The following is a 26486-nucleotide window of genomic DNA, read 5'->3' on the forward strand; positions in this document are numbered from 1 at the left end:
TTCTCTCGTCTCTTGCTGTCTCGGGTCGTCGGCCGTCAGCGGCCGGTCTTGGGCGTGAATCGGCGGCTGATGAAACGGGCCAGGATGTTGAGCGCCATCACGATGGCGATCAGCACCAGGGCAGCGCCCCACGCGCGCTCCTGGCCGAACTCCGGCGGGATGCCCGGCTGCATGTAGGAGTAGTAGATGAACACCGGCAGCGTCGCCATCCGCTCGGCGAAGGCGTTGAAGTTCACCGAGTCGGTGTCGCCGGCGATGATCAGCAGCGGCGCGGTCTCACCCGCCACGCGCGCGACCGCCAGCGTCACGCCGGTGACGATGCCGGCCATCGCGGTGGGCAGCACGACCTTGGTGATCGTCCGCCACTTCGGGACGCCGAGCGCGTACGACGCCTCGCGCAGCTCGTCGGGCACGAGCTTGAGCATCTCCTCGGTGGAGCGCACCACGATCGGGATCATCAGGACCGACAGGGCCACGGCACCGCCGATGCCCATCCGCACTCCCGGCCCGAAGAACAGCACGAACAGCGCGTAGGCGAACAGGCCGGCGACGATGGACGGGATGCCTGTCATGACGTCCACCAGGAAGGTGACCACGCGGGCGATCCGGCTCCCGGCGCCGTACTCGATGAGGTAGACGCCGGCCATCACCCCGATGGGGACGGAGATGATCGCGGCCCAGGCCGTGACGATCACGGTGCCGATGATGGCGTGGTAGATGCCGCCACCCTCGCCGACGATGTTGCGCATCGAGTAGGTGAAGAACTCGGCCGACAGCACGGGCACGCCGTTGCTGATGACCTGCCACATGAGCGTGACCAGCGGGATCATCGCCAGGCCGAAGGCCGACCACACGAGGGCGGAGGCCAGCCGGTCCTTGGCCTTGCGGGGGCCCTCCACGGAGGAGGACCACACCGGCAGGGCGACCACGAAGATGACCACGGTCAGGACCACCATGGCCACCAGGCTCCAGCCGAGCAGGACCACGGGCAGGGCGGCGACGGCCAGCGCGACCACGGCCACGAGGACCGGGGCCCACGAGGGCAGCTGGGGCCGCGTCAGGGGGGCGTCGGGGATCGTCACGGGACGGACGTCCTGGTCGGTGGCTGCCATGTCAGCGGCCCTCCTTGACCTGGCCACGGCCCGCGATGAGCCGGCCCAGGAAGTTGACGACGAAGGTGATGAGGAAGAGCACGAGGCCGCTGAAGATCAGCACGTTGACCTTGATGCCCGAGGCCTCGGGGAACCCGAGCGCGATGTTGGCCGCGATCGTCGAGGGGTTGACCGACGAGATCAGGTTGATGGTGACCACGCCGGTGGCGGATAGGACCATGGCCACCGCCATCGTCTCGCCCAGGGCGCGTCCCATGCCCAGCATGACCGCCGAGATCATGCCCGAGCGGCCGTAGGGGAAGACCGTGAGCCGGATCATCTCCCAGCGGGTGGCGCCCAGCGCGAGCGCCGCCTCCTGGTGGAGGACCGGGGTCTGGGAGAAGATCTCGCGGCAGATCGCGGTGATGATGGGCAGCGCCATCACGGCCAGCACGACACCGGCGGTCAGGATGGTGCGTCCCGAGCCGGAGGCCGGCCCCTCGAAGAACGGCAGGAACCCCAGGTTCTCGGCCAGCCAGCCGTAGGCCTGGCCGAGACGTGGTCCGAGGAACTCGATGCCCCACAGGCCGTAGACGACCGAAGGCACGGCGGCCAGCAGGTCGATCACGTAGCCGATCGGCTTGGAGAGGCGACGCGGCGCGTAGTGGGAGATGACCAGCGCGAGACCGATCGAGAGGGGTGCGGCCATGAGGATGGCCAGCGCCGCCGCCAGCAGCGTGCCGTAGATCAGGGGCCAGACGTAGAGGACGATGTTGTCCTTGCCGCCGAGCGCCCCGGACTCGGCACTGAGCGCCGGGACTCCCTCGAGGGTCAGGAAGATCCCCACTCCTGCGAGAGCGACGAGGATCATCACGGCCGCGGCGGTCGCCAGGCCCTTGAAGACGGAATCGCCGCGGCGGGTCGTCGCCGGGCGGTCCAGGGGTACTGCAGTCACGCAGTGCATCCTTCCGGGTTCGGGGCCGTCAGCCGGCCCCGGTTGTCACCGAAGGGATCCCGTCGACGTCGTCGACGGGATCCCCCGATGGCTGTGTTCAGTGCTGATGGGTCACTCGGCCGAGATCGCCTCGACGATGCCCTGGGCCTCCTCGGCCAGGCTCGACGCGAGCGGGGCCGAACCGGCCTGCTCGGCCGCGACCTGCTGACCCTCGTCGCTGATGATGTAGCCCAGGTAGCCCTTGACCAAGTCGGCGGTCTCCTGGTCGGCGTAGGTCTGGCAGGCGATGAGGTACGACGTGAGGACGATCGGGTAGACGCCCGACTCCTCGGTCTCGTAGTCGAGGTCGAAGGCCATGTCCACGTCCGGGCGGCCCTCGACGCGCGGGGAGACCTCGAGGATCTTGGCGGCGGCCTCGGGGGTCGGCGCCACGAACTCGTCGCCCACCTGCACCGAGGCGACACCGAGGTCGCCGGCCTGGCTGGCGTCGGCGTAGCCGATGGTGTTGGTGCCGTTGGTGACTGCGGACACGACGCCGGAGGTGCCGTTGCCGCCCTCGCCGGCCTCGATCGGCCACTCGCCGACCTCACCGTGCGGCCAGGCGTCCTCGGCGACGGTGCCCAGGAAGTTGGTGAAGTTCTCGGTGGTGCCCGACTCGTCGGAGCGGTGCACGGCGGTGATGGGCGCGTCTGGGAGCTCGACGCCCTCGTTGAGCTCGGCGATCGCCGGGTCGTTCCAGTTCTTGATCTCGTCGTTGAAGATCTGGCCGATGACCTCGGGGCTCAGGTTGAGCTCGTCGACGCCCTCGACGTTGTAGATCACCGCGATCGGCGAGACGTAGTTGGGGATCTCGATGGGGTCGCTGCCGCACTGCTCGGTCGCGGCGGAGAGCTCGCCCTCGTCGTCGGTGAGGTAGGAGTCGGAGCCCGCGAACGGGAAGCCGCCGGAGGAGAACTGCTCGCGACCGCCGCCCGAGCCGATCGGGTCGTAGTTGACCGTGACGTCAGGGTTGGCCTCCTGGAAGCCGGCGCGCCAGGCGTTCTGGGCGGCCTCCTGCGAGGAGGCGCCGCCGCCGGAGAGGGTGCCGGAGAGGCTGCTGCCCTCGGTGTCGCCGTTGGCCGAGGAGGTCTCGTTGCCGGCCGCGCAGGCGGAGAGGGACACGGCGAGGGCCAGCGCAGCGGCACCCGGGACGAACGCCGTGCGGAAAGAAGTGCGGTTCACTTCGTTGCTCCTGAGAGTCTGTGGGGAGATCTGTGGATGCTGACGTCGCCGAAGGTAGGCAGCACAGGTGACCGCGCACGGCGCCGCCGGTGAACGAGCGGTGAACTCGGACGGGCCGACTGGCGTCGTACGGCCGGGGACGAGACGACGGTCACATGAACTCGTCCGCGGGACCTTGACGACGTCGGCCGCGCGGGTCTAGGGCAGGTGCCTCTCCGTCGCCACGATGCGCCCCTTGCGGTGGTGCACGACGAGCATCTCCCCGACCTCCAGGCGGACGTCGTCCTCGACCCCGACGGCGTCCAGCACGGTGGGGAGCACCGGGCGGTGGGAGCAGATGACGGCGCCCTCGCGCGCCTGCAGCAGGTCGTCCACCAGGTCGACGACCGCCTCGACGCTCGCGTCCTCCTCCGTCAGCCCGGCGTGGGTGACCAGCGGCCACCCGGTCGTCTGGGCGTACGGCGCCACGGTGTCGACGCAGCGGGTGCTCGAGGAGGTGTGCACCGCGCTGACCCCGAACGCCGCCAGGACGGGGATCAGCCGCTCCGCCTGGGCGCCACCCGGCTTGAGGAGCGGGCGGCGGCGGTCGTCGCCGCTCCACGCCTTGCGGGACCGTGCCGCGCTGTGCCGGAGCACCACCAGGGTGCTGGTCCGTCGGCGCAGGGCGCGCGCGTGCTCGAGGGTGTCCCGGTCGTGCTCATGGGTGAGCACGTCGCCGACCTTGTCGGCCGCGAACCAGGCGACCTCGTCGATCTCGCCGTTGACGGCGTAGCCGCTGACGTCGTCGTCGCCGACCACGCGGGCGGTCCAGTAGGACACGACCTTCATGCGGCCGTTGGCCAACCCGTAGCGCTGGCCGGGGAGCGGCGGCCCGAGGCGGACGTCGAGGCCCGTCTCCTCGGCCACCTCGCGGACGGCCGCGGTGACCTCGTGCTCGCCGGGGTCGAGCTTGCCCTTGGGGAACGACCAGTCGTCGTACCGGGGGCGATGGACGAGCAGCACGTCCCCACCCTTGCGGGTCACCACAGCGCCTGCAGCGCGCACATCCCGGGCCGGCATGGACGCTAGTGTCACACCACCCGCCCGCCCTTGAGGAGCCTGCCCATGCGTCGCCGACTCGCGCTGGGCCTCGCCGTGCTCGTGGTCCTGGCCGTGGCCGGCGGCCTGCTGTGGTGGCGGGACGGCGACCGGACGCGCCTGGAGCACGCCGTCGACCTGGCCCCGGCGAGCGCCGAACGGTTGTCGTGGACCGACTGGAGCGCCGTACGACGCGAGGTCGGCGCGGACCTGGGCGCCTCCCCCGACGGTGAGGCCGTGGCCGCGTTCCTCGACGACGCGTTCGCCGAGGACCTCACCTCCACGTCCGCCCTGGTCGCCTCGAGCCGCACCATGCAGGACGAGCTCGGCTTCTCCCCCGGGACGCTGGACTGGGAGCTCTTCGCCCAGGGTCCCGACGGCGCCGTCGACATCCTCGGCCTCGACGAGCGGGCGGACGTCGACGAGCTCGCCGACACCCTGGCCGCCCTCGGCTGGACCGAGCCGGAGGAGGAGGACGGTGTGTGGCGCGGGGGCGCCGACGTGCTGGCGCGGGTCGGCCCCGGCCTCACCCCCGAGCTCCAGCACGTGGCCCTGCTGGCCGACGAGGGGGTCGTGCTCACCTCGGACCAGGTCGCCCCGCTGGAAGCCGCGGCGGCCGGTGTCCGCGGGGAAGCGGACACCCTCGAGTCGGTGGACGACGTGGTCGACGCGACTGGCTCACCGCTGAGCGCCAACGTCTTCACCGGGGGCCACGCCTGCGAACGGCTGGCGATGGCCTCCGCCGATGCCGACGACCAGGCCGAGGCCGACGCGCTGCTCGAGCGTGCGGGCGAGGTCCACCCGATGACCGGCTTCGCGATGGGGGTGCGGGCCGGCGGCGACGTCCGGGTGGTGATGTCCTTCGAGGACGACGACGTGGCACGCACCGACGTCGAGACCCGCGCCACCCTGGCCGGCGGACCCGCCCCCGGTCAGGGCGGCGACTTCACCGACCGGTTCAGCCTGGAGGACGCGGTGTCCACCGGGAACGTGGTCACCCTCGAGCTGGCACCGCTGGAGGGGCAGTACGTGCTCTCCGACCTCACGAGCGGGCCGGTGCTCTTCGCGACCTGCTGAGAGGTCTGGACCGGCCGGCGTCAGTCCTGGCTGGGACGCTGCTCGGGAGGGCGCGGCGTGACGCCGAGGAGGCGGTCGATCTCCTCCTGCGACAGGTGCTCGTCGGCCTCGCTCGCGGCGATGATGAGTGTGGTCGTCAGCTCCACCTCGCTGAGCAGGTCGTCGTCCTCGAGGCTCACGTCGAACTGGTCGGGCACTTTCCACCTCCAGCTCTCACGAGGACGTACATCGAAGGACGACCGTGCCCCCGCAGCCGGACGTTCAAACCGATTCAATCGTAGAAAGTACCCGGTCACCTTCGCAATGGCCCGAACGTGCGACGAGGCCCCACCCGATCGGGTGGGGCCTCGCCGTCAGAAGACCGGAACAGGTGCTGCGCCGGCTTGCCGATTCGTCAGACCGGGCGGACGTTCTCCGCCTGCGGGCCCTTGGGGCCCTGGGTCACGTCGAACTCGACCTTCTGGTTCTCGTCGAGGGACTTGTAACCCTGCGTCTGGATCGCCGAGTAGTGCACGAAGACGTCGTCGCCGCCGTCCTCCTGCGCAATGAAGCCGAAACCCTTCTCGGCGTTGAACCACTTCACGGTGCCCTGAGCCATCGCTCTGTTACTCCTTAGTCGGGGCGAGAGGCCGTCACTTCGACGGCCCCACAACACGTGCGGTGACACGTCGCTCCGACTTGCGGGTCTGGCAGGCCCGAAGAAGAAACGCCGTTGGATCACAAACTCCGCGGGCGTCTACCTGCTGGAACTTGCACCTGTTGCTGACGCAACCCTACCAAGGAAGCGGCAGATGGAAACCTCCCCGCCCACGTCAGATCTGCGCACCGTCGTGAACTCTCCGTGCCGCACCGATGACGGCGAGGTGACGCCGCTCCCCGCGGGGTGTTCCCGGTAGGCCATGTCGGGCTCGAACCGACGACCCACGGATTAAAAGTCCGGTGCTCTACCAACTGAGCTAATGGCCCACGAGCAGCCTAGCGAGGCCGGGACAGCCGTCCCCGTCCGACCCGTCGAGTACGATGCGACGCGATGGCGACAGGCGACGACCGTCCCGCGGCGCGGGCCGTCGACCCCGACGTGGACCTCCACGTCCCCGCCCAGCGTCGGGAGTGGGACCGCAAGCGATTCGTCCTGCCGGCCATCGCCGCCGGCGGCATGCTCGGTGCCGGTGCGCGCCATGCCGCCTCCCAGGCCTGGCCGGCACCGCCCGGCTCGTTCCCGTGGACCACCCTCGGCGTCAACGTCGCGGGATGCCTGCTCATCGGCGTCCTCATGGTGTTCGTCGTCGAGGTCGGCGGGGCCCACCCGCTGCTCCGGCCGTTCGCCGGAGTCGGTGTCCTGGGTGGCTTCACCACCTTCTCGACGTACGCCGTGGAGACCACCGAGCTCCTCCGGGACGACCGCCACGTGCTCGCGCTCGCCTACTGGGCCGGCACCCTCGCGCTCGCGCTCGTCGCGGTCACCGCCGGGGTCGTCGCCGCCCGCGGCGGCGTCCTGGCCGCCGCGCGGCTGCGCCGGCGTCGACGGGACCGTCCGCGCTCCGTCGACGCCGGGCGGCCGCACCGCGCCACCACGAAGGGAGACAGCCGATGACCGGCATCGACCCGCAGCACCCCACGCCCGCTGTCCTCCGGGGTACGGCGACCAGGCTGACCGTCTACGTCGGCGAGTCCGACACCTGGCACCACCGACCCCTCTACACCGAGCTCGTCCACCGGGCGCACGCCGCCGGCCTGTCGGGGGCCAGCGTGTTCCGCGGCATCGAGGGCTTCGGCGCCTCGAGCACGATCCACACCAGCCGGTTGCTGTCGCTGTCCCAGGACCTCCCCGTCGCCGTGGTCGTCATCGACGAGCCGGACCGCATCGAGGCGTTCCTGCCGGAGGTCGAGGAGCTGGTCGGCGAGGGCCTCGTCACCCTCGACGAGGTGACCGTGGTGCTCCACCGCCCCAGCTCCGGCGGGCCGTCGTGACGGACTACCTGTGGGTGTGCCTCGGGGCCGCCGTCGGGGCCCCGGGTCGCTATCTCGTGGACCGGGCCGTCCAGGCGCGCCACGACAGCGTCTTGCCCTGGGGCACCATGCTGGTCAACGTCGCCGGCTCCCTGGTCCTCGGGATCCTGGTCGGGCTGGCCGGGACCCGGGACGTCCCCGAGGCCGTCTCCCTGGCCCTGGGGGTCGGGCTGTGCGGCGCGCTCACGACGTACAGCACCTTCAGCTACGAGACCCTGCGACTGGTCGAGGACGGCGCTCGGCTCTATGCCGTGCTCAACGTCGGCGCCAGCCTGCTGGCCGGGCTGGGCGCCGCCGTGCTCGGGTACGCGCTCGGCAGCGCCTGGTGACGACTGGTGAGCGCCGACGTCGTACGACGCGTCAGCGCTGCTCGGCGGGCACCCCGCGGGCACCGGTGTCGGTGAGCCGCGCCTCCTCGAGCGCGTGCGCCTCGAGCTCGGCCCGCCGGGTGGTCTCCATCAGCTCGCGCGCCGCGTCGTAGGCACCCGGCTCGGAGACCAGGTCGGTGGCACCGCGTCGCAGCCGCGCCAGCGCCGCACGGGCGAAGATCTGCTGCTCGGTGGTGGTGCGCTCGGAGCGGTCGTTGCTGATGAAGGTGATCGCCCAGCGCATCAGCGCGGAGACCTGGTTCTTGAAGCCGGTGAGGTAGACGAGGTGCACCGCGAGCCACATCAGCCAGGCGATGATGCCGGTCAGGCGCAGCTTGCCGACCATCGCGACCGCACGGAACCGGCTGATGATGGCCATCGAGCCCTTGTCGAAGTACTTGAACGGCGGCTGCGGTGCCTTGCCGGCGAGCCGGCCCTCGATCTCCTTGGCGGCGTACTTGGCGCCCTGGATCGCGACCTGGGCGACACCCGGCAGGTTGTCGAGGGCGATCATGTCGCCCACCACGAAGACCTCGGGGTGGCCCGGCAGCGTGAGGTCGGGGTTGACGCCGATGCGGCCGGCACGGTCGAGCGGGGCGCCGGTCTGCTCGGCGAGGGTCTGCCCGAGCGAGCTGGCCTGGACGCCCGCCGCCCAGATCTTGGTGACGGTCTTGATGCGCTCGACGCGGCCGTCCTTGAACTTCATCTCGATGCCGCGCTCGTCGACGTCGGTGACCATCGCGCCGAGGATCACCTCGACGCCGAGCTTCTCGAGCTCGTTCTTGGCCTTCTCGCCGAGCTTCTGGCCGAAGGGCGGCAGCACCTGCGGCGCCGCGTCGAGCAGGATCACCCGGGCCTCGCGGGTGTTGATGGCCCGGAAGTCCCGCTTGAGCGTGCGGTGGGCGAGCTCGGCGATCTGTCCCGCCATCTCGACGCCGGTCGGGCCGGCGCCGACGACCACGAAGGTCAGCAGGTGGTCGATGTCGTCGCCGCGGTTGGCCCCGAGCTCGGCCATCTCGAAGGCGCCGAAGATGCGGCCCCGCAGCTCGAGTGCGTCGTCGATGCTCTTCATGCCCGGCGCGTACTCGGAGAAGTGGTCGTTGCCGAAGTAGGACTGGGCGGCACCGGCGGCCACGATGAGCGAGTCGTAGTGCGAGACCGTCTCGCGCCCCAGCACGTGGCTGGTGACGGTCCGGGCCTCGAGGTCGATGTCGGTGACCTCGCCGAGGAGGACCTGCGCGTTGTCCTGCCCGCTGAGGACCTCGCGGGTCGGGGGCGCGATCTCGCCCTCGGAAAGGATGCCGGTCGCCACCTGGTAGAGGAGCGGCTGGAAGAGGTGGTGGGTCGTCTTGGCCACCATCGTCACCTCGACGGGCGCCTTGCGCAGGGCCTTGGTGCCGAAGAGACCGCCGAAGCCGGAGCCGATCACCACCACCTGGTGGGTGTCCTGCTGCTGGGCCTGGGGGTTCGACATGTCAGTCCTCCTGGAACCGGGCACGGTGCGGGTACGACGTCGCCGTCGGGTCCATTGTCCCGCCTGCGGTGACCCGTGCCCAAATGAGGAGCGTTCTGTGCGTCACGACCGGCGATGTCGTGCGTCACAGGTGTGACCCGGCCCACGACGGGACCTCGTGGGATCCTTTTCGAGGCTCCCGTGTTTGGTCGACTCATGGACCGGGTACGTACGCCCCGCTGGACTACCCACAATCCTCCCCCGGTGAGTGACCTAGTGCCCCTGACGAAGCAAGCCCTACCGTTGTCGGCGTCCCCGCGCGCCGTCGCGGACGCGCGTCGCTGGGTGCACGACATCTGCGTGGAGCTCGGCCGGGACGAGCTCATCGAGTGCGCCGAGCTCGGCGTCTCCGAGCTCACGACCAACGCGGTGCTCCACGGCGCCGAGCCGATCGCCGTACGCGTGCGAGGGACCTCGAGCCACCCGCGCATCGAAGTCATCGACGGCTCGCCCGAGCCGCCCACCCCGCCGACGGCGTCCTCGGACCCGGAGGAGTTCCTCACGACCTTCGGACGCGGCCTGTCCATCGTGGCCATGAGCTCGGTCGCCTGGGGCGCCTCGATCGAGCCCGACGGCAAGGTGGTCTGGTTCGAGCCGGCCCCCGAGGTCCGCGAGGACGGCGGGGCCGACGCCGTCATCGACAGCACCGTCGACGACGGGCCCGCCGCGCTCAGCGACGACGCCCGCGAGGTCAAGCTGCTCGGGCTCGACCTCGGCCTCTATGCCTCGCTGACCCGCCAGTACTACGAGCTCCGGCGCGAGCTGCGGCTCCTGGCGGTCGCCCACCAGGACCACTACCCGCTGGCCGCCGACCTCTCGGCGATGTTCACCAGCTTCGAGCGCCAGATTCCCCCCGACCTCCACCGCACCGTCGGAGCGGCGCTCGATGCCGGCGCCCACAGCGTCGACGTCTCGGTGCGCATGGAGCCCGAGGCGTCGTCGATCGTGTCGACGATGATGGAGATGTTCGACCTCGCCGACGCCTTCTGCAAGGCCGAGCGACTCCTCTCCCTCCAGCGCACGCCCGCCCAACGCGAGTTCCACCTGTGGTACCTCGGCGAGATGGTGCGCCAGCTCGCCGGCGAACGCCCCCGCGCCTGGCACCACACCTCCGGTGGCGGGGAGTCCGGACGGGTCAACGCCCAGCACGTCTCCTGACGCGACGCCGGGCCGCTCAGCCGAGTCCGAGCGCGTGCAGCCGCTCCTCGCCGATGCCGAAGTGGTGGGCGACCTCGTGCACGACCGTGATGCGCACCTCGTCGCGCAGCTCGTCGAGCGAGTCGCACATCTCGACCAGCGGCCTGCGGAAGACCAGGATCCGGTCCGGGAGCATGCCCGAGTGGTTGGCCGCGCGTTCGGTCAGCGCGACACCCTCGTAGATGCCCAGCAGGTCGGGGTCGTCCGCCGGGGCGTCGGGCTCGACCTGCACCACCACGTTGCTGACCAGGGACGCCACCTCGTCCGGCAGGTCGTCGAGGGCCGACTCCACGAGGCGGTCGAAGTCGTCGGGCTCGATGTCCACCGGCATGCATCCAGCCTAGGTCGCCGCAGCACACCGGTCCCGCGAGATGCCCGCTCGGACATGCAGAGAGGCCGGCCCGGAGCGTGTTGCTCCGGGCCAGCCTCTCGGTGGCGACCCCGACGGGACTCGAACCCGCGGCCTCCGCCGTGACAGGGCGGCGCGCTAACCAACTGCGCTACGGGGCCAGGTGAACTGCTGGTACATCTGTGTTGCTGCTCCGCGAGGCGAAGCGGTGGAACTCTAACCCATCGACTTCGCTGGCTCCCAATCGAGGGGGATCCCCTCGGTCGGACCGTCGAACGGCCGCACCCCCAACCGGATTCGAACCGGCGCTACCGCCGTGAAAGGGCGGGGTCCTGGGCCGCTAGACGATGGGGGCCCGCCCCCGGCGGTGCGTGGCGGACCACGCGGTCGAAGGCGTCGTACAGCATAGGGCGCTGCAGGATCGCCGCCCAATCCCCCGATCGCGTACGCCGTCGCGTCAATCCGCGCCGTGTCACGTCGGGAGACCCGCGCGGACCGGCGCCCGACACCGATAGCCTCATGCCTGTGAGCACCGACGGAGACCAGCTGCGGTTCCTCGTGGTGGACGACACCGAGGACATCCGTGACCTGATGGCGCGGATGGTCGTGCGCCTCGGTCACGTCGCGGACCAGGCCGCCGACGGTGAGGAGGCGGTCGAGGCGCTCAGCCGCTACGCCTACGACATCATGCTGCTGGACCTCACGATGCCGCGGATGAGCGGCGAGGACGTTGTGCGGTGGCTGCGCGACAACCCGGACCGCAGCGAGGGGCTCGACGTGGTGGTGGTCAGCGCGTGGGCCGGCGAGCAGCGCGCCGTCCTGCAGGAGCTGGGGGTGACCACCGTGCTGCAGAAGCCGTTGCGCGGCCAGCAGCTGCGGGACCTCATCTCCGACCGGAACGCGCGAACCGCCCCATGAGCGGGTTTTCGCCGATACGCTAGCCGCGGGGACAGCCGGGAGGTCTGTCCCCAGTACGGCGTCCTCCCCCTGGGGCGTCGACACCCGAGAAGAGGGAGCACCCCGATATGACCAAGCTGATCCAGCGTCGTGCCGCGAAGCGTGCCGCAGACCAGATGTTCGCGCTGTACTCCTGGCGTCCGAGCGGCCCCGGTCGCTGAACCACCGCAGCACCGACGGGGACTCGCGCCCCGTCGCCACCATCGAGAGCGCCGAGGCGACCAGTGGTCGCCTCGGCGCTGTCCTTGGCGCACCGAGGTCGTCCGGGCTCACGCCACTCGGGCCGAACGGACCTTGGCTGGCCACCACGCTCGAACAGTCCAAGCGAATTCTGATGGATGCCGCAACGTATGACTTCCCGACCACGGTCAGCCGCAGCACCGACCTGTCCGCTAGCACGGGCGACACCCGCACCGGTCATCACGTCTTCGCATCCCTCACGCCGGACCAGGTCGAACGAGGACGCGAGGTCTTCGCGACCGAGTGGTGCCTGGCGGTGAGGGGCGTTGACGAGGTGCAGACGTCCCCCGACGTCGTCGTCAAGCACTTCGACGCCATGGACCTGTTGCGCCGACCGATGGCCCGGGCCACGTGCGCGGCCGTGCTCACAGGACTCGTCGATGAGAGGCGCGACGAGATCGCCGACCTCGTGCTGGCGTGGATCGACGCACTCGCCCCCGTCATCGCCAGTTCACGCGCGCCGCGACGCTGGAGCCGCACGAGGCGTCGCGAGCACCGCTCCCGCACGACGCTAGAGGACGCCTTGGGAAGCGTGCGGGGCGACTGCGCCATCGTTGACAGCCCCAACGTCGTCGCGACCATGCTCGCCGCCGGCATCCAGGTACCGGTCGCGGCGGGCGCGTGGCTGCTCGTCCACCTGGCCGCGTTGCCGGATGACGACGCCAACAGGGACGACGCAGTCTGGGAAACCCTGCGCGTCTCGCCTCCCACTTGGCTGACGGCCAGGATGACGACTCGTCCGGTCGAGGTTGACGGACACCCCCTTCCCGCCGGCGCCTTGGTGATGGTCAGTCCGTTGCTTTTGGGAAGACTCTCCGACCTCGCGCCGGACGCTCCGCAGGACCTGTCCACCTTCTGCCCGGACAGGTGGCGTCGCGACGACGTCCGCCCCGGAGCCTGGCTGCCTTTCGGCGCGGGGGCGCATGCCTGCCCCGGCCGATCCCTGGGGCTGGGCTTCCTCCGCGACCTCGCGACCTGGGCCGGACAGCACGCAATCGCGTTGACCTCACCGGTCACAATCGACCAGAGCCGCGGGCTCGTCCCCACGCCCGCGCACATCACAGCAACGCTTCGGGAGGAGGTCGATCGGTGACCGACAGTCCCGCCCTGCAGCACGTGGCGTCCAGCGCGCACGTCTCTCCCGGTGCGTCGAAGCTCGCGGCCAGGATCCTGGACACCGGGATGCGATTGAACGATGCCTTCTCCGAGGTGGCCGACCACCTGCTCGGGTTGATGCGGGCAGAGGTGGTCACGATCTCGCTGACCACGTTCGCACCGGAGGACGAGGACGGCTGGGTCCATCTGGGTCAGCGAGCCTGGGTCACCGAGTGGCTGAAGCCAGGCACCGCGTGCTCGGTCCTTCCCCCGCCCGGCGCTGGGCCCGAGGCCGCCTTGTCCATGCCGTGGGTCTCTCCGCGTGCGCGAGAAGAAGCTCTGGTCGTCACAGACATCGACCTGCTCCCTGACGAGGCCGCCCAGGACCAGCGCGAACTATCAGCGAACGGATTCCACAGCCTCATCGTCCACGCTCACGTTTCTGACGGCGTCATGTACGGCAGCTTGGCAGTAGGAAGTCCCCACACCGGAGACTGGCCCGTCGAATACGTTGCCGACTTTCGCCTGCTCCACGCCGCGCTCACGTCTCGGATGGCCCAAGAGCAGGCGCGACGTTCGCTTGCAGACGCGGTTGCCGCCGGCGCCAAGACCCGCGAGGCACAGCAGCACTTCTTCGGGTCCATCGGCCACGAGCTCCGCACTCCTCTGACCGCGATCGTCGGATACACCGAGATGCTGGTGGACGAGGCGGAGCAACAGGGCGACGATCCCTTCGCCGACGCGGTGCAGCGCGACGGTGCGGTCATCCTCCGCGCGTGCGAGCAGCTGATGGCGGTCGTCGAGGACCTGCTCAGCGCCGGCCGGACCATGGGGACCGAGGAGAGCCGCGAGAGCGTCGACGTGGCGGGTGCCGTCGAGGACGTCGTGCACTGGCACCGGGCCACTGCCCGCTCCGCCGGGGTCGACCTCGACTGCGAGGTGTCGCCGGGCCAGACGGTGTGGGCGCACGCCGCGGGCTTCCGGCAGATCCTCTCCAACCTCGTCGGCAACGCGGTGGTGCACAACCCGGGCGGCTCGGTCCACGTCTCGACGCAGGCGCTCCGCGGGGAGACCGGCGAGCCGCGGCTGCGGGTGATCGTCCGCGACACCGGCGAGGGACTGGACGCCGACCGGCTCCGCACGGCCTTCGACCCCTTCGTCCGGCACGCGCGGCCCGACGTGAAGGGAACCGGGCTCGGCCTCTCGCTCTCGCGCTCTCTCGCCGAGCGTGACGGCGGCACGGTCGACGCGGAGTCGACCCCCGGCAAGGGGTCCGCGTTCTGGGTGGAGCTGCCGGCCACCGAGGACGCGCGACCCGTCTGACGGACCCGTCGCCGTGGGGCTCGCCAGCGGGTCGTCGTACCGGGGTGCGGCCGATTCCGCGCCGTCCGTTGCGCTCATGTAGCATTCCTCGCGCTTGGCCAGGTAGCTCAGTTGGTACGAGCGACCGACTGAAAATCGGTAGGTCGGCGGTTCGACCCCGCCCCTGGCCACACGCACGCGAAGCGCCCGGTCACGTCCCGACCGGGTGCTTCGCCGTTTCCTGACACGTTCCGGTCAGCAGGCCGCGCTGCGCCGCTCCATCAGCACCGTGTCGCGCCACTCCCCGTCGAGCCGCGCGATCCGGGTGCGCACCGCCAGCGTGCGGTAACCGGCGGACCGGTGCAGGGCCAGGCTGGCCCGGTTCTCCGGGAAGATCGACGTCTGCAGCGTCCACATCCCCGCGGCGTCGGCGCCGTTGACCTGGGCGTGCAGCAGCGCGGTGCCGACCCCGCGTCCGCGGGCGGACTCCGCGACGTACACCGAGCTCTCGCCGACGCCGGAGTAGCACTCCCGCGACGAGACCGGGCTCACCGCGGCCCAGCCGACGACCTCGCCGTCGAGCTCGGCGACCCAGGCGAGACCGGGGATCCAGCGGTCGGCCAGCTGTCGGGCGGTGGGGACGACCGTCTCGAAGGTCGCGTTGCGGGTCGCGAGCCCCTCGGCGTAGATCGCCAGGACGGCCTCCATGTCCTCGGCGCGGACCGGCCGGGTCGTGACGTCCGCGGGGAGGTCCGCAGGGCAGCACGGCACCGAGGAGAGGGTGCCCATCACGACGTCCGCCGCGTGCGGCAGGCCCGTGCAGCACGCCGCGTTGACCGAGACCATGCTCGAGGTGCCGACCTTGTCGACCACCACGAAGCCGACCTTGCGCAGCAGCTGGCAGTGGTGGGAGCAGGTGCTCTGGCTGATCCCGAGCGCCTCTGCCAGGTCACCGATGCGCATCGCGCCGGATGTCGAGGTGGAGAGCGTGTGCAGCAGCCGGACCCGGGTCGGGTCGGCCAGCACGGCGAACCACTCGGCGTACTCCTCGGCGCGCTCGCGGTCGAGACCGGGGCGCACGAGGCCGTCGGCGGGGGCGACATCGAGGGAGGTGGAGGCCATGGCGAGATCGTACCTTGTCTTCATCGATCTCCGTCGATACAGTCCTTCCATCGACGTCCGTCGATGAACTTGTCCACAGCAGGAGGAACTCCCATGCAGCACCCCGTGGTCATCATCGGCGCCGGCCCGATCGGCCTGGCCGCCGCCGCCAACGCCATCGAGCGCGGCCTCGACGCCGTGGTCCTGGAGGCCGGCGCCGACGCAGGCGCCGCCGTCGGCGAGTGGGCGCACGTGCGACTCTTCTCCGCCTGGGCCGAGCTCATCGACCCCGCGGCACGACGCCTCCTCGAGGCGAGCGGCACCTGGTCCGCCCCGGACGACCGGGCCTACCCCACCGGCGGCGAGTGGCGCGAGCGCTACCTCGTGCCCCTCGCCCGGGCGATCGACGCCTCGTCCCACGGCTCGGTGCGCTTCGGCTCCCGGGTCACCGGGGTGGGACGCGCCGGGCGTGACCTGCTGGTCGACTCCGGGCGGGAGACCGACGCCTTCGCCGTCCACGTGGAGGGCGGTGGACGCCTCCTGGCCGGCGCGGTCATCGACGCCTCCGGGACGTGGACGACGCCCAACCCGCTGGGCGCCGACGGCTACCCGGCGCTCGGGGAGCGCGAGCACGCATCCCGCATCAGCTACGGCATCCCCGACTTCTCCGACCCCGCCGTCGCGGCACGGTACGCCGGGAAGCACGTCGCCGTCGCCGGGCGCGGCGCCTCCGCGCAGGGCGTCCTGATCGGGCTGGCCGGCCTCGCCCGACAGGACGCGGCCACCCGGGTCTCGTGGCTGCTGCGCCGCTCGAGCGTCGGGGACGCGTTCGGGGGCGGCGACAACGACCAGCTCGAGCAGCGCGGCAAGCTCGGGCAGGACGCCCGGAGCGCCGCGAGCAGCGGCGTGGTGCGCAGCGTGACGCGGTTCAGGACCGACGCGGTGCTCGAGCAGCCCGACGGGCGGCTCACCCTCCGCTCGGTCGACGGCGCCGAGGTGACCGACGTGGACGAGGTGGTCGTGGTCACCGGCTTCCGGCCGGACGTCTCGTTCCTGTCCGAGGTGCGCCTCGACCTCGACCCGGCGCTCGGCTCGGCGCGCGCCCTGGCCGGCCAGATCCATCCCGACCACCACTCGTGCGGCGACGTCGCGCCGCACGGGCACCGGGAGCTCGCCCAGCCCGAGCCCGGGCTGTTCCTGGTCGGCATGAAGTCCTACGGCCGGGCGCCGTCGTTCCTGGCCATGACCGGCTTCGAGCAGGTGCGCTCGGTCGTCGCCGCCCTCGCCGGCGACCTCGAGGCGGCCGACCGGGTCGACCTGGTCCTCCCCGAGACCGGGGTGTGCAACGGCGCGGGCGTGTTCGACGCACCCGACGCCGTGGCGTCGGGCGGCGGGTGCTGCGGCACTCCCTCCGGGCCCGAGCTGGTCTCGATCGGCCGCCCGTCGGAGGGGTGACCGCCCTGGCCGACACCGCGACACCGCAGCCCGACGCCCTCGACGACGTCGGGCTGCGGCGCGTGGTGACCGTGCTGAGCACCGTCCAGATCGTGTCGTGGGGGTGCCTCTACTACGCCTTCGCCGTCCTGCAGCCCTCGATCACCAGCGACACCGGGTGGTCGGCCACGGCCGTCACCGGCGCCTTCTCGCTCGGCCAGCTCGTCGCCGGGGTGACGGGCATCTGGGTCGGCCGGCACATCGACGCCGTCGGGCCCAGGCGGGTGATGACCGGCGCCTCCCTGCTCACCGTCCCCGGCCTGTCGATCGTCGCGCTCGCCCCGGACCTGTGGGTCTTCTACGCCGGCTGGGTGGTCACCGGTGCCGCCATGGCCGGCACGCTCTACCCACCGGCCTTCGCGGCGCTGACGCACTGGGGCGGCGTACGCCGGGTGCGGGCGCTGACGACGCTCACCCTCGTCGCCGGCCTGGCCAGCACGGTCTTCGCACCGATCACCTCGGCCCTCGACGACCTGCTGGGCTGGCGGCAGGCCTACCTCGTCCTGCTGGTGCTGCTGGTCGTCGTGACCGTCCCGCTGCACTGGCGCGGCCTCGACCACCCGTGGCGCACGAACGCCCGTCCGGAGCATCCGGTCGGGCACTCGGGGCGCACCGTCCCGACCACCGTCCGGAGCACGCCGTTCCTGCTCCTCACCCTGGCCAACGCACTCACCGCGCTCGCGGTCTACGCCGTCGTCATCAACCTGGTGCCGATGCTCGTCGAGCAGGGGCTCAGTCGCAACGCCGCCGCCCTCGCGCTCGGCCTCGGCGGGGTCGGACAGGTCGCCGGCCGCCTGGCGTACGCCCGGTTCGCGGCCCGCACCTCGGTCACGACGCGCGGCGTCGCCGTGGTGGGTGCGGTCGCCGCGGCCACCGCGGCCCTGGCGCTCGCGCCGGCGTCTGCCGCGCTGCTCGTCACGATCGGCGTCGGGCTCGGGCTCGCGCGGGGCATCTACACGCTCGTCCACGCCACCGCGATCACCGACCGCTGGGGACCGGCCTCGTACGGCGCCCTCAACGGGATCCTGACCGCACCGGCGCTGGTGGCCTCCGCCCTGGCGCCGTTCGTGGGAGCAGTCCTCGCGGTCGCGCTCGGGTCCTACTCCGCCGCTTTCCTGGTGCTGGCGGCCGTGGCCGGCCTGGCGGCGCTGCTGATGCTCGGGGCCGCGCCCGTCGCCGACCGGCCGGCGTGACGCCCGCTCAGAGGGTCGCGACGACCTCGTCCACGCAGGCGCGGGCCGAGCGCCCCACGCCCAGCAGCGTCGCCGAGGCGGGCCCGGTCCAGTCGCCGTACCCGACCAGGTGCAGGCGCGGCTCGGACACGGCGCGCGTGCCGCTGGGACCCCCGACGGCCGGCCGGCCCCGCTCGGTCGCCAGCCGGAGGGCGCGGAGGTGGCGCAGCGCGGGACGGAAGCCGGTGCACCAGATGATCGCGTCGAGCTCCACCGTCGAGCCGTCGTCCACCACGACGCCGGCGGAGGTGAGCCGGGTGAACATCGGGCGGGCGACGAGCACACCGCGCGCCCGCGCGTCCTTGACGCTCTCGACCATCACGACGTCGCCGAGGCCGCCGACGCCCGGGTGGTCGCGCCCCTGGCGCAGCGCCTCGATCCGTGCGGTCGCGGCAGCGAAGAGCGCGCGACCGTCGACGTCGTCGGCCAGGAAGCGCGGCGGCTTCGCGGTGAACCACGCGGTCTCGGCGACGGTCGACACCTCGGCGAGGACCTGCGCGCCGGAGTTGCCGCCCCCGACGACCGCGACGCGCTGGCCGGCGAACCCGTCCGGGCGCCGGTAGCCCGCGACGTGCAGCTGCCGTCCCCCGAACTCGCGGGTGCCCGGGTAGGCCGGCCAGAACGGCTGGGTCCACGTGCCGGTCGCCGAGACCACGGTCCGAGCGGCGACCTCGAGCCCGTCCGCCCGCACGACGAGGCGTGACCCGTCGCCGTTCCGCTCCACCGTGCGGACCCGGTGCGGGCGTCGTACGTCGAGGGCGTAGCGCTCCTCGTAGCGCGTCAGGTAGTCGACGACGTGGTCACGCGGCGGGAAGCCGAGCCGGGCGTCGTCCCACGGCGGCATCATCCATCCCGGCAGCGAGGAGTAGGTCGCGGGCGAGAACAGCCGCAGCCCGTCCCACGTGTGCTGCCACGCACCGCCGGGGCGCTCCTCGCCGTCGATCACGACGAAGTCCCGACCGGGACGGAGCCCGGCGCGGCGCAGGTAGAACGCGGTGGCCAGCCCCGCCTGCCCGCCCCCCACCACGACGACGTCGACGTCGAGCACCACGGGCGACATGGCCACACCGTATCCACGCGGCGGCCCGCAGTGACGCCGGATATCGACATGTGTCAACATTGACGCATGTCGAACTCCTGCGACGACCTCGTCCCCCCTGGCGCGGATCCGCTGACCTGCTGCGTGCCGCTGTCCCGGGAGCCGATCTCCCCCGAGCAGGCCACGAGCGTCGTGCCCATGCTCAAGGCGATCGCCGACCCCGCGCGGCTGCGGCTGCTGTCGCTGGTGCTCTCCCACGAGGGCGGCGAGGCGTGCGTGTGCGACCTCCTCCCCCACTTCGACCTCTCCCAGCCCACCATCAGCCACCACCTCAAGGTGCTGCACGAGGCCGGGCTCGTGGACCGCGAGAAGCGCGGCACCTGGGTCTACTACCTAGCGCGTCCCGCGGCCATGGAGGCCCTGGCGGGACTCTTCACCGCGGACACAGGTGCGGCACGGACGGCGGTCGGCGCATGAGCGACGTCGTCCGCGAGGACCCGTCCCGCGACGCGGACGAGGCGGTCCTCCAGCGCCTCTCCACCCTCGACCGGTTCCTCCCGCTGTGGATCGGGGTGGCCATGGTCGCCGGCCTGCTGCTGGGCCGCTGGGTGCCGGGACTCGACGACGCCCTGGCGGCGGTGGAGGTCGGCTCGGTCTCGCTGCCGATCGCCGTCGGCCTGCTCGTGATGATGTACCCCGTCCTGGCCAAGGTCCGGTACGACGAGCTCGGCCACGTCACCCGTGATCGCCGGATGCTCGGCACGTCGATCCTGCTCAACTGGGTCCTCGGCCCGGCCCTCATGTTCACCCTGGCCTGGCTGCTGCTGCCTGACCTCCCCGAGTACCGCACCGGGCTGATCATCGTGGGGCTGGCGCGGTGCATCGCGATGGTGCTGATCTGGAACGACCTGGCCTGCGGGGACCGCGAGGCGGCCGCGATCCTGGTCGCCATCAACGCCGTCTTCCAGATCCTGGCGTTCGCGGTCCTGGGGTACTTCTACCTCGAGGTCCTGCCGAGCTGGCTCGGCCTCGCGCAGGCCGACCTCGACGTGTCCATGTGGGAGATCGCCCGGTCGGTGCTGGTCTTCCTCGGCATCCCGCTCCTGGCCGGCTACCTCACCCGCACGCTCGGGGAGCGGTCCCGGGGCCGCGAGTGGTACGAGGGGACGTTCCTCCCCCGCATCGGCCCGGCGGCCCTCTACGGCCTGCTGTTCACCATCGTGCTGCTCTTCGCGCTGCAGGGCGACACGATCACCGGCCGCCCGCTCGACGTGGCCCGGATCGCGCTGCCGCTTCTCGCCTACTTCGTCCTGATGTGGGGCGGCTCGATGCTGCTGACGCGAGCCCTCGGCTTCGACTACCAGCGCGCCACCGCGGTCTCCTTCACCGCGGCCGGCAACAACTTCGAGCTGGCCATCGCGGTCGCGATCGGCGTCTTCGGCGTCGCGTCCGGGCAGGCGCTCGCGGGCGTCGTCGGACCCCTCATCGAGGTCCCCGTGCTGGTCGGCCTCGTCTACGTCAGCCTCTGGGCGCGCCGCTTCTTCCACGACCGCCCGCCCCTCACCCCAGGAGAGTCCCGATGACCACGACCCCCGAGACCAGCACCCCCCAGGTCGTCTTCGCCTGCGTCCGCAACGGCGGGCGCTCGGTGATCAGCCGGGTGCTGACCGAGCACTACGCCGGCGGCCGGGTCACGGCGCTGTCGGCGGGCACGCAACCCGGCGAGCACATCCATCCCGAGGTCGCGCGGGCCCTCGAGGCGCTCGGCCTCGACACCTCCCGCGAGGCGCCCACCCTGCTGACCCGCGACACCATCGCCGCCAGCACGATGGCGATCACCCTGGGCTGCGGCGAGGAGTGCCCCTACGTGCCGGGCGTGACCTACCGCGACTGGCCGGTGGCCGACCCGGGCGGGCAGGACGACGAGACGGTGCGGGCGATCGTGGCCGACCTCGACGGTCGCGTGCGCTCGCTGCTGGCCGAGCTGGTTCCGGACCTGGACCTGCCGCCCTCGGTGCTCGCGCGGCGCTGACGCCTGGAGCCGTACGACGGGTCGCGGGCGATCGTCGGCGCGCTCAGCCCACCCGCTCGCCCAGCAGCGCGAGGAACTCGTCGGCCATGCCCAGCTGTCGCACCAGGCGCTCCCGCCGCTCCGCCGCGTCGGACAGGACGGCCTCGAGGCGGCGCCGGGCGTCCGCGTCCGTCGTACCGTCCTGACGCTCGAGGGCCTCGATGTCGCGCATCACGGCACTCATCTCGTCGAGGCTGAAGCCGAGCGGCTTCATCCGCCGGATGACGAGGATCCGCTCGACGTCGGCCTCGGTGTAGAGCCGGAACCCGCCCTCGCTGCGCCCGGTCGGCCGGAGCAGGCCGACGTCCTCCCAGTGCCGCAGGCTGCGCAGGGACAGCTCGGTGCGGGCCGCCACCTCGCCGATCCGCATGGCGGGGACGCCGCCCTCCTCGGGGGCCGGTTCACCGGTCATGGGTGGCCTCTCTCACGTCGCCGTCAGTGCCAAACCTCACGCTGCGTGAGGGTAGGGTTCCTGCGCAGACTTCCCGCCGGCGTCGACGCCGGTTCGCGCACCCATGATGCGCACCCGTGCCCCGCCCGCCAAACCTCCGCCCGCGCACGGCCGCGGCCGGACGAACGGAGACCCGTGACCACCACGTCGTACGCGCCCGAGACCAGTCCCGAGCCCACCGTCCTGACCGCCCTGCGGTCGCCGAAGATGCTGCGCACCGAGGTCTTGGCGGGTCTGGTCGTCGCGCTGGCGCTGATCCCCGAGGCGATCTCCTTCTCGATCATCGCCGGGGTGGACCCGCGCGTGGGCCTCTTCGCCTCCTTCACCATGGCGGTCTCGATCGCGTTCCTGGGCGGACGGCCCGCCATGATCTCCGCGGCGACCGGCGCCATCGCGCTGGTGATCGCGCCGGTGATGCGCGACCACGGCTACGACCACCTCATCGCCACGGTGCTCCTCGGCGGCGTGCTCCAGGTCGTGCTCGGCCTCGCCGGGGTGGCCCGGCTGATGCGCTTCATCCCGCGCTCGGTGATGGTCGGGTTCGTCAACGCCCTGGCGATCCTCATCTTCATGGCGCAGGTCCCGCACCTCGTCGACGTGCCGTGGCTCGTCTACCCGATGGTCGCCGTCGGCATCGCCGCGATCGTCGCGCTGCCGCGGGTGACGCGGGTCGTGCCCGCCCCGCTGGTCGCGATCGTCGCCCTCACGGCGTTCACCCTGCTGGCCGCGATCAACGTCCCGGACGTCGGCGACGAGGGCGAGCTCCCCGACAGCCTCCCGTCCCTCCTCGTGCCGGACGTGCCGTGGACCCTCGAGACCCTCGAGATCATCGCCCCGTACGCCCTCGCCATGGCCCTGGTCGGACTGCTCGAGTCGCTGCTGACCGCCAAGCTGGTCGACGACATCACCGACACCCACTCCGACAAGACGCGGGAGGCCTGGGGACAGGGCGCCGCCAACGTCGTCACCGGCTTCTTCGGCGGCATGGGCGGCTGCGCGATGATCGGCCAGACGATGATCAACGTGAAGGCCTCCGGGGCGCGCACCCGGATCTCGACGTTCCTGGCCGGTGTCTTCCTGCTGGTCCTCGTCGTCGGGTTCGGCGACGTCGTCGCCCTCATCCCGATGGCCGCACTCGTCGCGGTCATGATCATGGTGTCCGTGGGCACGTTCGACTGGCACTCCGTCCAGCCCACCACGCTGCGCCGGATGCCGAAGTCCGAGACGACCGTCATGGTCGCCACCGTGGTGGTGACGGTCCTGAGCCACAACCTGGCCATCGGTGTCGTCGCGGGCGTCCTGGTCGCGATGACCCTCTTCGCCCGACGTGTCGCGCACCTGACCGAGACGCACCGCGAGCTGGTGGAGAACCGCGACGGCACGGTCTCGGCGGTCTACCGGGTGACCGGCGAGCTGTTCTTCGCCTCCAGCAACGACCTCTACACCCAGTTCGACTACGCCGAGGACCCCGACCACGTCGTCATCGACCTCTCCCGGTCACACGTGTGGGACGCCTCCACGGTCGCCTCGCTCGACGCCATCACGACCAAGTACGAGCGCAAGGGCAAGGCCGTCGAGATCGTCGGACTCAACGCCTCCAGCGCCGAGCGGCATGGCCGGTTGAGCGGGTCGCTGCCCTCGCACTGACGGGCACCGCTCGAACCGACGCGGCGCCGGCTGCGACAATCCCCCGGTGCTGCCTCGCCTCGAGATCGTGCGCCGGCTCCGGCCGATCGAGCTGGTCTCCCGGGCGCGGGTGACCACCGACGAGGGTGGCATGCACGCCATGCCCGCGCCCGCGCCGTACGTCGCGGCGACGACGAGGCTGGAATCGCCCTCCGACTCGTCGTTCCTCGCCCTGCACCTGCCCGGCACGCGGCTCGGGATGGCGTACGACGGCGCATCGCTGTCGCTGACGATCACCGACGGGCGCGGCACCAGCGAGCACCGGAGCCGCAGGACGGGGCGGGCCGAGTCGCCGACCGAGCTCGGCGTCACCCTGACCGGCACCCACCTCACGGCCTGGTCGCGCGAGGCGGGTCACTGGGTCGCCCGCGCCCGGCGGGACCTGCGCGACGACCACGTCGACGTCCACGACGAGGAGGCACTCGCGACCCTGGGCGTCGAGCTGCCCCCGCGGCCGTCCGTCGCCGGGGGCTTCGGGCAGCTCGGGCTGCGGGACCTGCGCCTGGTCAACGAGGCGGACGGCAGCCCGCTGCGCGACGACGGGGACCTCTGGCTGAGCGCCACGTCGGCCGGACCGGGGTTCTTCGACACCGCGCACACCAGCCTGTGGCGGCTCTCCCCCGACACCCTGGACCTGCGGCACACCGGGGACCTGTTCTTCCGCCGGCCCGACAAGGCGGGCGTGTACGGCGACCACGCGACGCACGTCGTCCGCGACGGCGACCGGTGGCTGGTGGCGACCAGCACGTGGGGCGACTTCGAGCAGCCGACCCGGGCCACGCGTGCCTCACCGTCGACGCTGCGGGTGACCTTGGCGACCGTCGAGGCGTCGGTCGACGTCCTGCACGGCGAGCACGTGCTGGACACCGCCGAGCTGCCGCTGCCCACCGACGGGCTCACCTCGGTGGCCGTCTGGGACCCGCACCTCGTCCGCGAGGACGGGCGTTGGCTGGTCGGCTTCGTCAGCGCGAGCCGCTTCTTCCGCTTCCACCCGGCCCTGGCGGCCGGCCCGTCGCTCGACTCCCTCGCGCTGGTGTCGGCGGCACCCGACCGGCGGGCGACCGAGGGGACCACGCTGCTCCGGGTGGACGACGAGCTCGTGGTGCTGGCCAGCGACGGGCGCGACGGACGCCGCGGCGAGCGGGCACGGTTCCCCGTCTTCGGGACCGACCTCGTCGAGCGCGGCGAGCTGGACGCGCCGTACCCGACCAACCTGCCCTGGCCCACCCTCGCCCGCGTGGACGGCCGCTGGCTGATGGTCGCCTTCAACGGACGGCCGACGGGCGGACGCCTCCTCGGCTACGGCACGCACGGCGACGTCGTCGTGATGGCCGAAGCGGACTAACCTTCGAGGTGACGGCGATCACCACCCACGTGAGCGCCACGACCGGGTCGCACCACCCCGCGACCGCCACGACACCCGAAGGACAGCACCCATGTCTGGAAACCCCTCTGTCGACGTCTTCGACCTCGGCAGCGAGCACGAGCAGGTCGTCTTCTGCAACGACCGGGCCACGGGCCTGAAGGCCATCGTCGCCATCCACTCCACCGCGCTCGGTCCCGCCCTCGGCGGCACCCGCTTCTACCCCTACGCGAGCACGGACGACGCGATCGAGGACGTCCTCAACCTCTCGCGCGGCATGTCCTACAAGGCCGCGCTCGCCGGGCTGGACCTCGGCGGCGGCAAGGCGGTCATCATCGGCGACCCGGCGACCCTCAAGACCGAGGCGCTGCTGCGCGCCTACGGGCGCTTCGTGCAGTCGCTCGGCGGGCGCTACTACACCGCCTGCGACGTGGGGACCTTCTCGGCCGACATGGACCACATCGCGCGGGAGTGCGACTTCGTCACCGGCCGCACGACCGCCCACGGTGGCGCGGGCGACAGCTCGGTGCTCACGGCGTACGGCGTGTTCCAGGGCATGCGCGCGGCGGCCGAGGTCGTCTGGGGCGCCCCGACCCTGCACGGGCGCACGGTCGGCGTCGCGGGGGTCGGCAAGGTCGGTCGCCACCTCGTGCGGCACCTGGTCGAGGACGGCGCCTCGGTGGTGATCACCGACGTGCACCGGCCCGCTGTGGACGCGCTGGTCGCCGAGCACGAGTCGGTGACCGCCGTCGCCTCGACCGACGAGCTGGTCGCCTCGCCGCTCGACGTCTACGCCCCCTGCGCCCTCGGCGGCGCGCTCACCGACGAGGTCGTCGACGTGCTGTCGGCCAAGATCGTCTGCGGCGCCGCCAACAACCAGCTCGCGCACCCGGGCGTGGAGAAGCAGCTCGAGGACCGCGGGATCCTCTACGCGCCCGACTACTGCGTCAACTCCGGCGGGCTCATCCAGGTCGCCGACGAGCTCGAGGGCTTCTCCTTCGAGCGCGCGCAGCAGCGGGCGACCGGGATCTACGACACGACCAAGGCCGTGTTCGAGCTCGCGGCCGCCGACGGCGTCGCGCCCGCGATCGCCGCCGACCGGCTGGCCGAGCGGCGCATGCGCGACGTCGGCCGGCTGCGGGGCGTCTGGCTCCCCTGACCGACCGGGCACTTCCGGACGCGTGACAACCACCGACCGGGCACTTCCTGGCACGTGCCGGGAGGTGCTCGGTCGTCGTCGCGCGCGCACACGTGCCCGGTCGACCGGTTCTTCGCGCACGGAAGTGCCCGGTCACGTGGTGCGGGCGCGCCCGCACTGCCCGGTCAGGGCGTCGTACGGCACCGAGAGTGCCCGGTCAGCGTGACCGGGCCGCGAGGTCAGTCGCGGGACGGCTCGATGACGTCGGACCACTTCTCGAGGAGCTCAGGATCGACCTGCTCGTCCTTCTTGCCTGTGTCGCCGTGAAGCTCGCTGGCCAGCGCCCCGAAGTCCGTCTCGTGAGTCCGGTACTTCAGGTCGCGGGCGACCTTCGTCTGCTTGGCTTTCGCTCGGCCGCGCCCCATAGGGTCAGCCCCCTCGCAAATCGGCCGGGGCACC

At 71.9% G+C, this 26486-nt stretch carries 28 protein-coding genes and 4 tRNA genes; 17 read left to right on the forward strand and 15 right to left on the reverse strand.

Translation table 11 applies throughout. The annotated features are described in order from the left end of the window. Positions 1-35: 35 nt before the first annotated feature. From pstA to DAI17_RS12835, 4 genes are all read right to left on the reverse strand, one after another. Positions 36-1112 (reverse strand): phosphate ABC transporter permease PstA, encoded by a 1077-nt coding sequence (gene pstA / locus DAI17_RS12820; protein WP_107773578.1) that lies wholly within the window; start codon positions 1110-1112, stop codon positions 36-38. 1 nt (position 1113) lies between these two features. Next, positions 1114-2046: a phosphate ABC transporter permease subunit PstC gene (gene pstC / locus DAI17_RS12825; RefSeq protein WP_234412483.1), complete on the reverse strand. Its 933-nt coding sequence runs from the start codon at positions 2044-2046 to the stop codon at positions 1114-1116. 111 nt (positions 2047-2157) lie between these two features. Then, entirely contained in the window at positions 2158-3267 is a 1110-nt protein-coding gene (pstS, locus tag DAI17_RS12830) for a phosphate ABC transporter substrate-binding protein PstS (protein WP_107773582.1), read from the reverse strand. A gap of 198 nt (positions 3268-3465) precedes the next feature. Next, positions 3466-4326 carry an NUDIX hydrolase gene (locus tag DAI17_RS12835; protein ID WP_107773584.1) on the reverse strand — a complete coding sequence of 287 codons (861 nt, stop codon included), beginning with the start codon at positions 4324-4326 and terminating at the stop codon, positions 3466-3468. A gap of 45 nt (positions 4327-4371) precedes the next feature. On the opposite strand from DAI17_RS12835, the gene DAI17_RS12840 reads away from it, so the two are divergent. Further along, positions 4372-5421, forward strand: a complete 1050-nt coding sequence (locus DAI17_RS12840) for a hypothetical protein (protein WP_107773586.1) — start codon at positions 4372-4374, stop codon at positions 5419-5421. 20 nt (positions 5422-5441) lie between these two features. On the opposite strand, the gene DAI17_RS21290 is transcribed toward DAI17_RS12840, so the two are convergent. From DAI17_RS21290 to DAI17_RS12850, 3 genes are all read right to left on the reverse strand, one after another. Then, on the reverse strand, positions 5442-5618 hold the full coding sequence (locus DAI17_RS21290; RefSeq protein WP_199905103.1) for a hypothetical protein: 177 nt from the start codon (positions 5616-5618) through the stop codon (positions 5442-5444). 197 nt (positions 5619-5815) lie between these two features. Beyond that, positions 5816-6019 carry a cold-shock protein gene (locus DAI17_RS12845; RefSeq protein ID WP_056863399.1) on the reverse strand — a complete coding sequence of 68 codons (204 nt, stop codon included), beginning with the start codon at positions 6017-6019 and terminating at the stop codon, positions 5816-5818. Positions 6020-6314: 295 nt separating this feature from the next. Then, positions 6315-6387: transfer RNA gene (locus DAI17_RS12850), tRNA-Lys, on the reverse strand. A 64-nt stretch (positions 6388-6451) separates the two neighbouring features. Here DAI17_RS12850 and crcB (DAI17_RS12855) point away from each other — a divergent pair. From crcB (DAI17_RS12855) to crcB (DAI17_RS12865), 3 genes are read left to right on the forward strand one after another with little or no spacing between them, the layout of a single operon-like run. Further along, positions 6452-7015 (forward strand): fluoride efflux transporter CrcB, encoded by a 564-nt coding sequence (gene crcB, locus DAI17_RS12855; RefSeq protein ID WP_107773588.1) that lies wholly within the window; start codon positions 6452-6454, stop codon positions 7013-7015. After that, positions 7012-7392: a DUF190 domain-containing protein gene (locus tag DAI17_RS12860; protein WP_107773591.1), complete on the forward strand. Its 381-nt coding sequence runs from the start codon at positions 7012-7014 to the stop codon at positions 7390-7392. The genes crcB (DAI17_RS12855) and DAI17_RS12860 overlap by 4 nt, the downstream gene beginning before the upstream one ends. Next, positions 7389-7760 (forward strand): fluoride efflux transporter CrcB, encoded by a 372-nt coding sequence (crcB, locus tag DAI17_RS12865; RefSeq protein ID WP_234412485.1) that lies wholly within the window; start codon positions 7389-7391, stop codon positions 7758-7760. Before DAI17_RS12860 ends, crcB (DAI17_RS12865) begins: the two co-directional genes overlap by 4 nt. Positions 7761-7791: 31 nt before the next feature. Here the strand turns inward: crcB (DAI17_RS12865) and DAI17_RS12870 are convergent, their stop codons facing one another. Continuing rightward, positions 7792-9273, reverse strand: coding sequence for an NAD(P)/FAD-dependent oxidoreductase (locus tag DAI17_RS12870; RefSeq protein ID WP_107773594.1), 1482 nt, complete (start codon positions 9271-9273; stop codon positions 7792-7794). 243 nt (positions 9274-9516) lie between these two features. Here DAI17_RS12870 and DAI17_RS12875 point away from each other — a divergent pair, with 243 nt between their 5' ends. Next, entirely contained in the window at positions 9517-10470 is a 954-nt protein-coding gene (locus tag DAI17_RS12875) for an ATP-binding protein (protein ID WP_234412486.1), read from the forward strand. 16 nt (positions 10471-10486) lie between these two features. Here the strand turns inward: DAI17_RS12875 and DAI17_RS12880 are convergent, their stop codons facing one another. The 3 genes from DAI17_RS12880 to DAI17_RS12890 form a co-directional block, all read right to left on the reverse strand. Further along, complete coding sequence (locus DAI17_RS12880) at positions 10487-10840, reverse strand: metallopeptidase family protein (protein WP_107773598.1); 354 nt, start codon at positions 10838-10840, stop codon at positions 10487-10489. Between the two features lie 102 nt (positions 10841-10942). After that, a tRNA-Asp gene (locus DAI17_RS12885) sits at positions 10943-11019 on the reverse strand. Between the two features lie 121 nt (positions 11020-11140). Beyond that, a tRNA-Glu gene (locus DAI17_RS12890) sits at positions 11141-11213 on the reverse strand. Between the two features lie 170 nt (positions 11214-11383). Here DAI17_RS12890 and DAI17_RS12895 point away from each other — a divergent pair. The 4 genes from DAI17_RS12895 to DAI17_RS12910 all read left to right on the forward strand — a co-directional run bounded on the left by DAI17_RS12895 (position 11384) and on the right by DAI17_RS12910 (position 14643). Next, complete coding sequence (locus tag DAI17_RS12895) at positions 11384-11776, forward strand: response regulator (protein WP_159081522.1); 393 nt, start codon at positions 11384-11386, stop codon at positions 11774-11776. Positions 11777-12149: 373 nt separating this feature from the next. Beyond that, entirely contained in the window at positions 12150-13148 is a 999-nt protein-coding gene (locus DAI17_RS12900; protein ID WP_107773602.1) for a cytochrome P450, read from the forward strand. Continuing rightward, complete coding sequence (locus DAI17_RS12905; RefSeq protein WP_107773605.1) at positions 13145-14473, forward strand: sensor histidine kinase; 1329 nt, start codon at positions 13145-13147, stop codon at positions 14471-14473. Before DAI17_RS12900 ends, DAI17_RS12905 begins: the two co-directional genes overlap by 4 nt. Positions 14474-14569: 96 nt before the next feature. Next, positions 14570-14643 (forward strand) — tRNA-Phe (locus DAI17_RS12910). Between the two features lie 64 nt (positions 14644-14707). On the opposite strand, the gene DAI17_RS12915 is transcribed toward DAI17_RS12910, so the two are convergent. After that, positions 14708-15574, reverse strand: a complete 867-nt coding sequence (locus DAI17_RS12915; protein WP_107773607.1) for a helix-turn-helix domain-containing GNAT family N-acetyltransferase — start codon at positions 15572-15574, stop codon at positions 14708-14710. Between the two features lie 93 nt (positions 15575-15667). On the opposite strand from DAI17_RS12915, the gene DAI17_RS12920 reads away from it, so the two are divergent. Together DAI17_RS12920 and DAI17_RS12925 are read left to right on the forward strand one after the other, a co-directional pair. Continuing rightward, positions 15668-17008, forward strand: a complete 1341-nt coding sequence (locus DAI17_RS12920) for an NAD(P)-binding protein (RefSeq protein WP_107773609.1) — start codon at positions 15668-15670, stop codon at positions 17006-17008. Beyond that, complete coding sequence (locus DAI17_RS12925; protein WP_199905105.1) at positions 17005-18240, forward strand: MFS transporter; 1236 nt, start codon at positions 17005-17007, stop codon at positions 18238-18240. Before DAI17_RS12920 ends, DAI17_RS12925 begins: the two co-directional genes overlap by 4 nt. Positions 18241-18247: 7 nt before the next feature. Here DAI17_RS12925 and DAI17_RS12930 read toward each other — a convergent pair whose 3' ends face one another. Further along, entirely contained in the window at positions 18248-19339 is a 1092-nt protein-coding gene (locus tag DAI17_RS12930) for an ArsO family NAD(P)H-dependent flavin-containing monooxygenase (protein WP_107773808.1), read from the reverse strand. Between the two features lie 66 nt (positions 19340-19405). On the opposite strand from DAI17_RS12930, the gene DAI17_RS12935 reads away from it, so the two are divergent. From DAI17_RS12935 to DAI17_RS12945, 3 genes are read left to right on the forward strand one after another with little or no spacing between them, the layout of a single operon-like run. After that, positions 19406-19795 (forward strand): ArsR/SmtB family transcription factor, encoded by a 390-nt coding sequence (locus DAI17_RS12935; RefSeq protein WP_107773611.1) that lies wholly within the window; start codon positions 19406-19408, stop codon positions 19793-19795. Then, the gene (gene arsB / locus DAI17_RS12940) at positions 19792-20901 is read left to right on the forward strand and encodes an ACR3 family arsenite efflux transporter (RefSeq protein WP_107773613.1); all 1110 of its coding nucleotides are present in this window, start codon (positions 19792-19794) and stop codon (positions 20899-20901) included. Before DAI17_RS12935 ends, arsB begins: the two co-directional genes overlap by 4 nt. Next, positions 20898-21350, forward strand: a complete 453-nt coding sequence (locus DAI17_RS12945; RefSeq protein WP_107773615.1) for an arsenate-mycothiol transferase ArsC — start codon at positions 20898-20900, stop codon at positions 21348-21350. The genes arsB and DAI17_RS12945 overlap by 4 nt, the downstream gene beginning before the upstream one ends. Before the next feature lie 43 nt (positions 21351-21393). Here DAI17_RS12945 and DAI17_RS12950 read toward each other — a convergent pair whose 3' ends face one another. After that, complete coding sequence (locus tag DAI17_RS12950) at positions 21394-21801, reverse strand: MerR family transcriptional regulator (RefSeq protein WP_199905106.1); 408 nt, start codon at positions 21799-21801, stop codon at positions 21394-21396. A 174-nt stretch (positions 21802-21975) separates the two neighbouring features. On the opposite strand from DAI17_RS12950, the gene DAI17_RS12955 reads away from it, so the two are divergent. The 3 genes from DAI17_RS12955 (at position 21976) to DAI17_RS12965 (ending at position 26048) form a co-directional block, all read left to right on the forward strand. Then, positions 21976-23487, forward strand: a complete 1512-nt coding sequence (locus DAI17_RS12955; RefSeq protein ID WP_234412487.1) for a SulP family inorganic anion transporter — start codon at positions 21976-21978, stop codon at positions 23485-23487. Between the two features lie 46 nt (positions 23488-23533). Continuing rightward, entirely contained in the window at positions 23534-24871 is a 1338-nt protein-coding gene (locus DAI17_RS12960) for a hypothetical protein (protein ID WP_107773617.1), read from the forward strand. Between the two features lie 91 nt (positions 24872-24962). Further along, entirely contained in the window at positions 24963-26048 is a 1086-nt protein-coding gene (locus DAI17_RS12965; RefSeq protein WP_107773619.1) for a Glu/Leu/Phe/Val family dehydrogenase, read from the forward strand. A gap of 218 nt (positions 26049-26266) precedes the next feature. Here DAI17_RS12965 and DAI17_RS12970 read toward each other — a convergent pair whose 3' ends face one another. Further along, positions 26267-26452, reverse strand: a complete 186-nt coding sequence (locus DAI17_RS12970) for a DUF3073 domain-containing protein (protein ID WP_107773621.1) — start codon at positions 26450-26452, stop codon at positions 26267-26269. Between the last annotated feature and the right edge of the window lie 34 nt (positions 26453-26486).

The sequence above is a fragment of the Nocardioides sediminis genome, from assembly GCF_003047295.1.
GTDB classification, from domain to species: domain Bacteria; phylum Actinomycetota; class Actinomycetes; order Propionibacteriales; family Nocardioidaceae; genus Nocardioides; species Nocardioides sediminis.

Coding starts and splice junctions, on each gene's coding strand:
- DAI17_RS12935 (WP_107773611.1), top strand. CDS start 19,406: ATGTCGAACTCCTGCGACGACCTCGTCCCCCCTGGCGCGGATCCGCTG.
- crcB (WP_107773588.1), top strand. CDS start 6,452: ATGGCGACAGGCGACGACCGTCCCGCGGCGCGGGCCGTCGACCCCGAC.
- pstA (WP_107773578.1), bottom strand. CDS start 1,112: ATGGCAGCCACCGACCAGGACGTCCGTCCCGTGACGATCCCCGACGCC.
- DAI17_RS12900 (WP_107773602.1), top strand. CDS start 12,150: ATGGATGCCGCAACGTATGACTTCCCGACCACGGTCAGCCGCAGCACC.
- DAI17_RS12965 (WP_107773619.1), top strand. CDS start 24,963: ATGTCTGGAAACCCCTCTGTCGACGTCTTCGACCTCGGCAGCGAGCAC.
- DAI17_RS12860 (WP_107773591.1), top strand. CDS start 7,012: ATGACCGGCATCGACCCGCAGCACCCCACGCCCGCTGTCCTCCGGGGT.
- DAI17_RS12930 (WP_107773808.1), bottom strand. CDS start 19,339: ATGTCGCCCGTGGTGCTCGACGTCGACGTCGTCGTGGTGGGGGGCGGG.
- DAI17_RS12920 (WP_107773609.1), top strand. CDS start 15,668: ATGCAGCACCCCGTGGTCATCATCGGCGCCGGCCCGATCGGCCTGGCC.
- DAI17_RS12840 (WP_107773586.1), top strand. CDS start 4,372: ATGCGTCGCCGACTCGCGCTGGGCCTCGCCGTGCTCGTGGTCCTGGCC.
- DAI17_RS12870 (WP_107773594.1), bottom strand. CDS start 9,273: ATGTCGAACCCCCAGGCCCAGCAGCAGGACACCCACCAGGTGGTGGTG.
- DAI17_RS12970 (WP_107773621.1), bottom strand. CDS start 26,452: ATGGGGCGCGGCCGAGCGAAAGCCAAGCAGACGAAGGTCGCCCGCGAC.
- DAI17_RS12835 (WP_107773584.1), bottom strand. CDS start 4,326: ATGCCGGCCCGGGATGTGCGCGCTGCAGGCGCTGTGGTGACCCGCAAG.
- DAI17_RS12880 (WP_107773598.1), bottom strand. CDS start 10,840: ATGCCGGTGGACATCGAGCCCGACGACTTCGACCGCCTCGTGGAGTCG.
- DAI17_RS12945 (WP_107773615.1), top strand. CDS start 20,898: ATGACCACGACCCCCGAGACCAGCACCCCCCAGGTCGTCTTCGCCTGC.
- DAI17_RS12845 (WP_056863399.1), bottom strand. CDS start 6,019: ATGGCTCAGGGCACCGTGAAGTGGTTCAACGCCGAGAAGGGTTTCGGC.
- arsB (WP_107773613.1), top strand. CDS start 19,792: ATGAGCGACGTCGTCCGCGAGGACCCGTCCCGCGACGCGGACGAGGCG.
- DAI17_RS12950 (WP_199905106.1), bottom strand. CDS start 21,801: ATGACCGGTGAACCGGCCCCCGAGGAGGGCGGCGTCCCCGCCATGCGG.
- DAI17_RS12915 (WP_107773607.1), bottom strand. CDS start 15,574: ATGGCCTCCACCTCCCTCGATGTCGCCCCCGCCGACGGCCTCGTGCGC.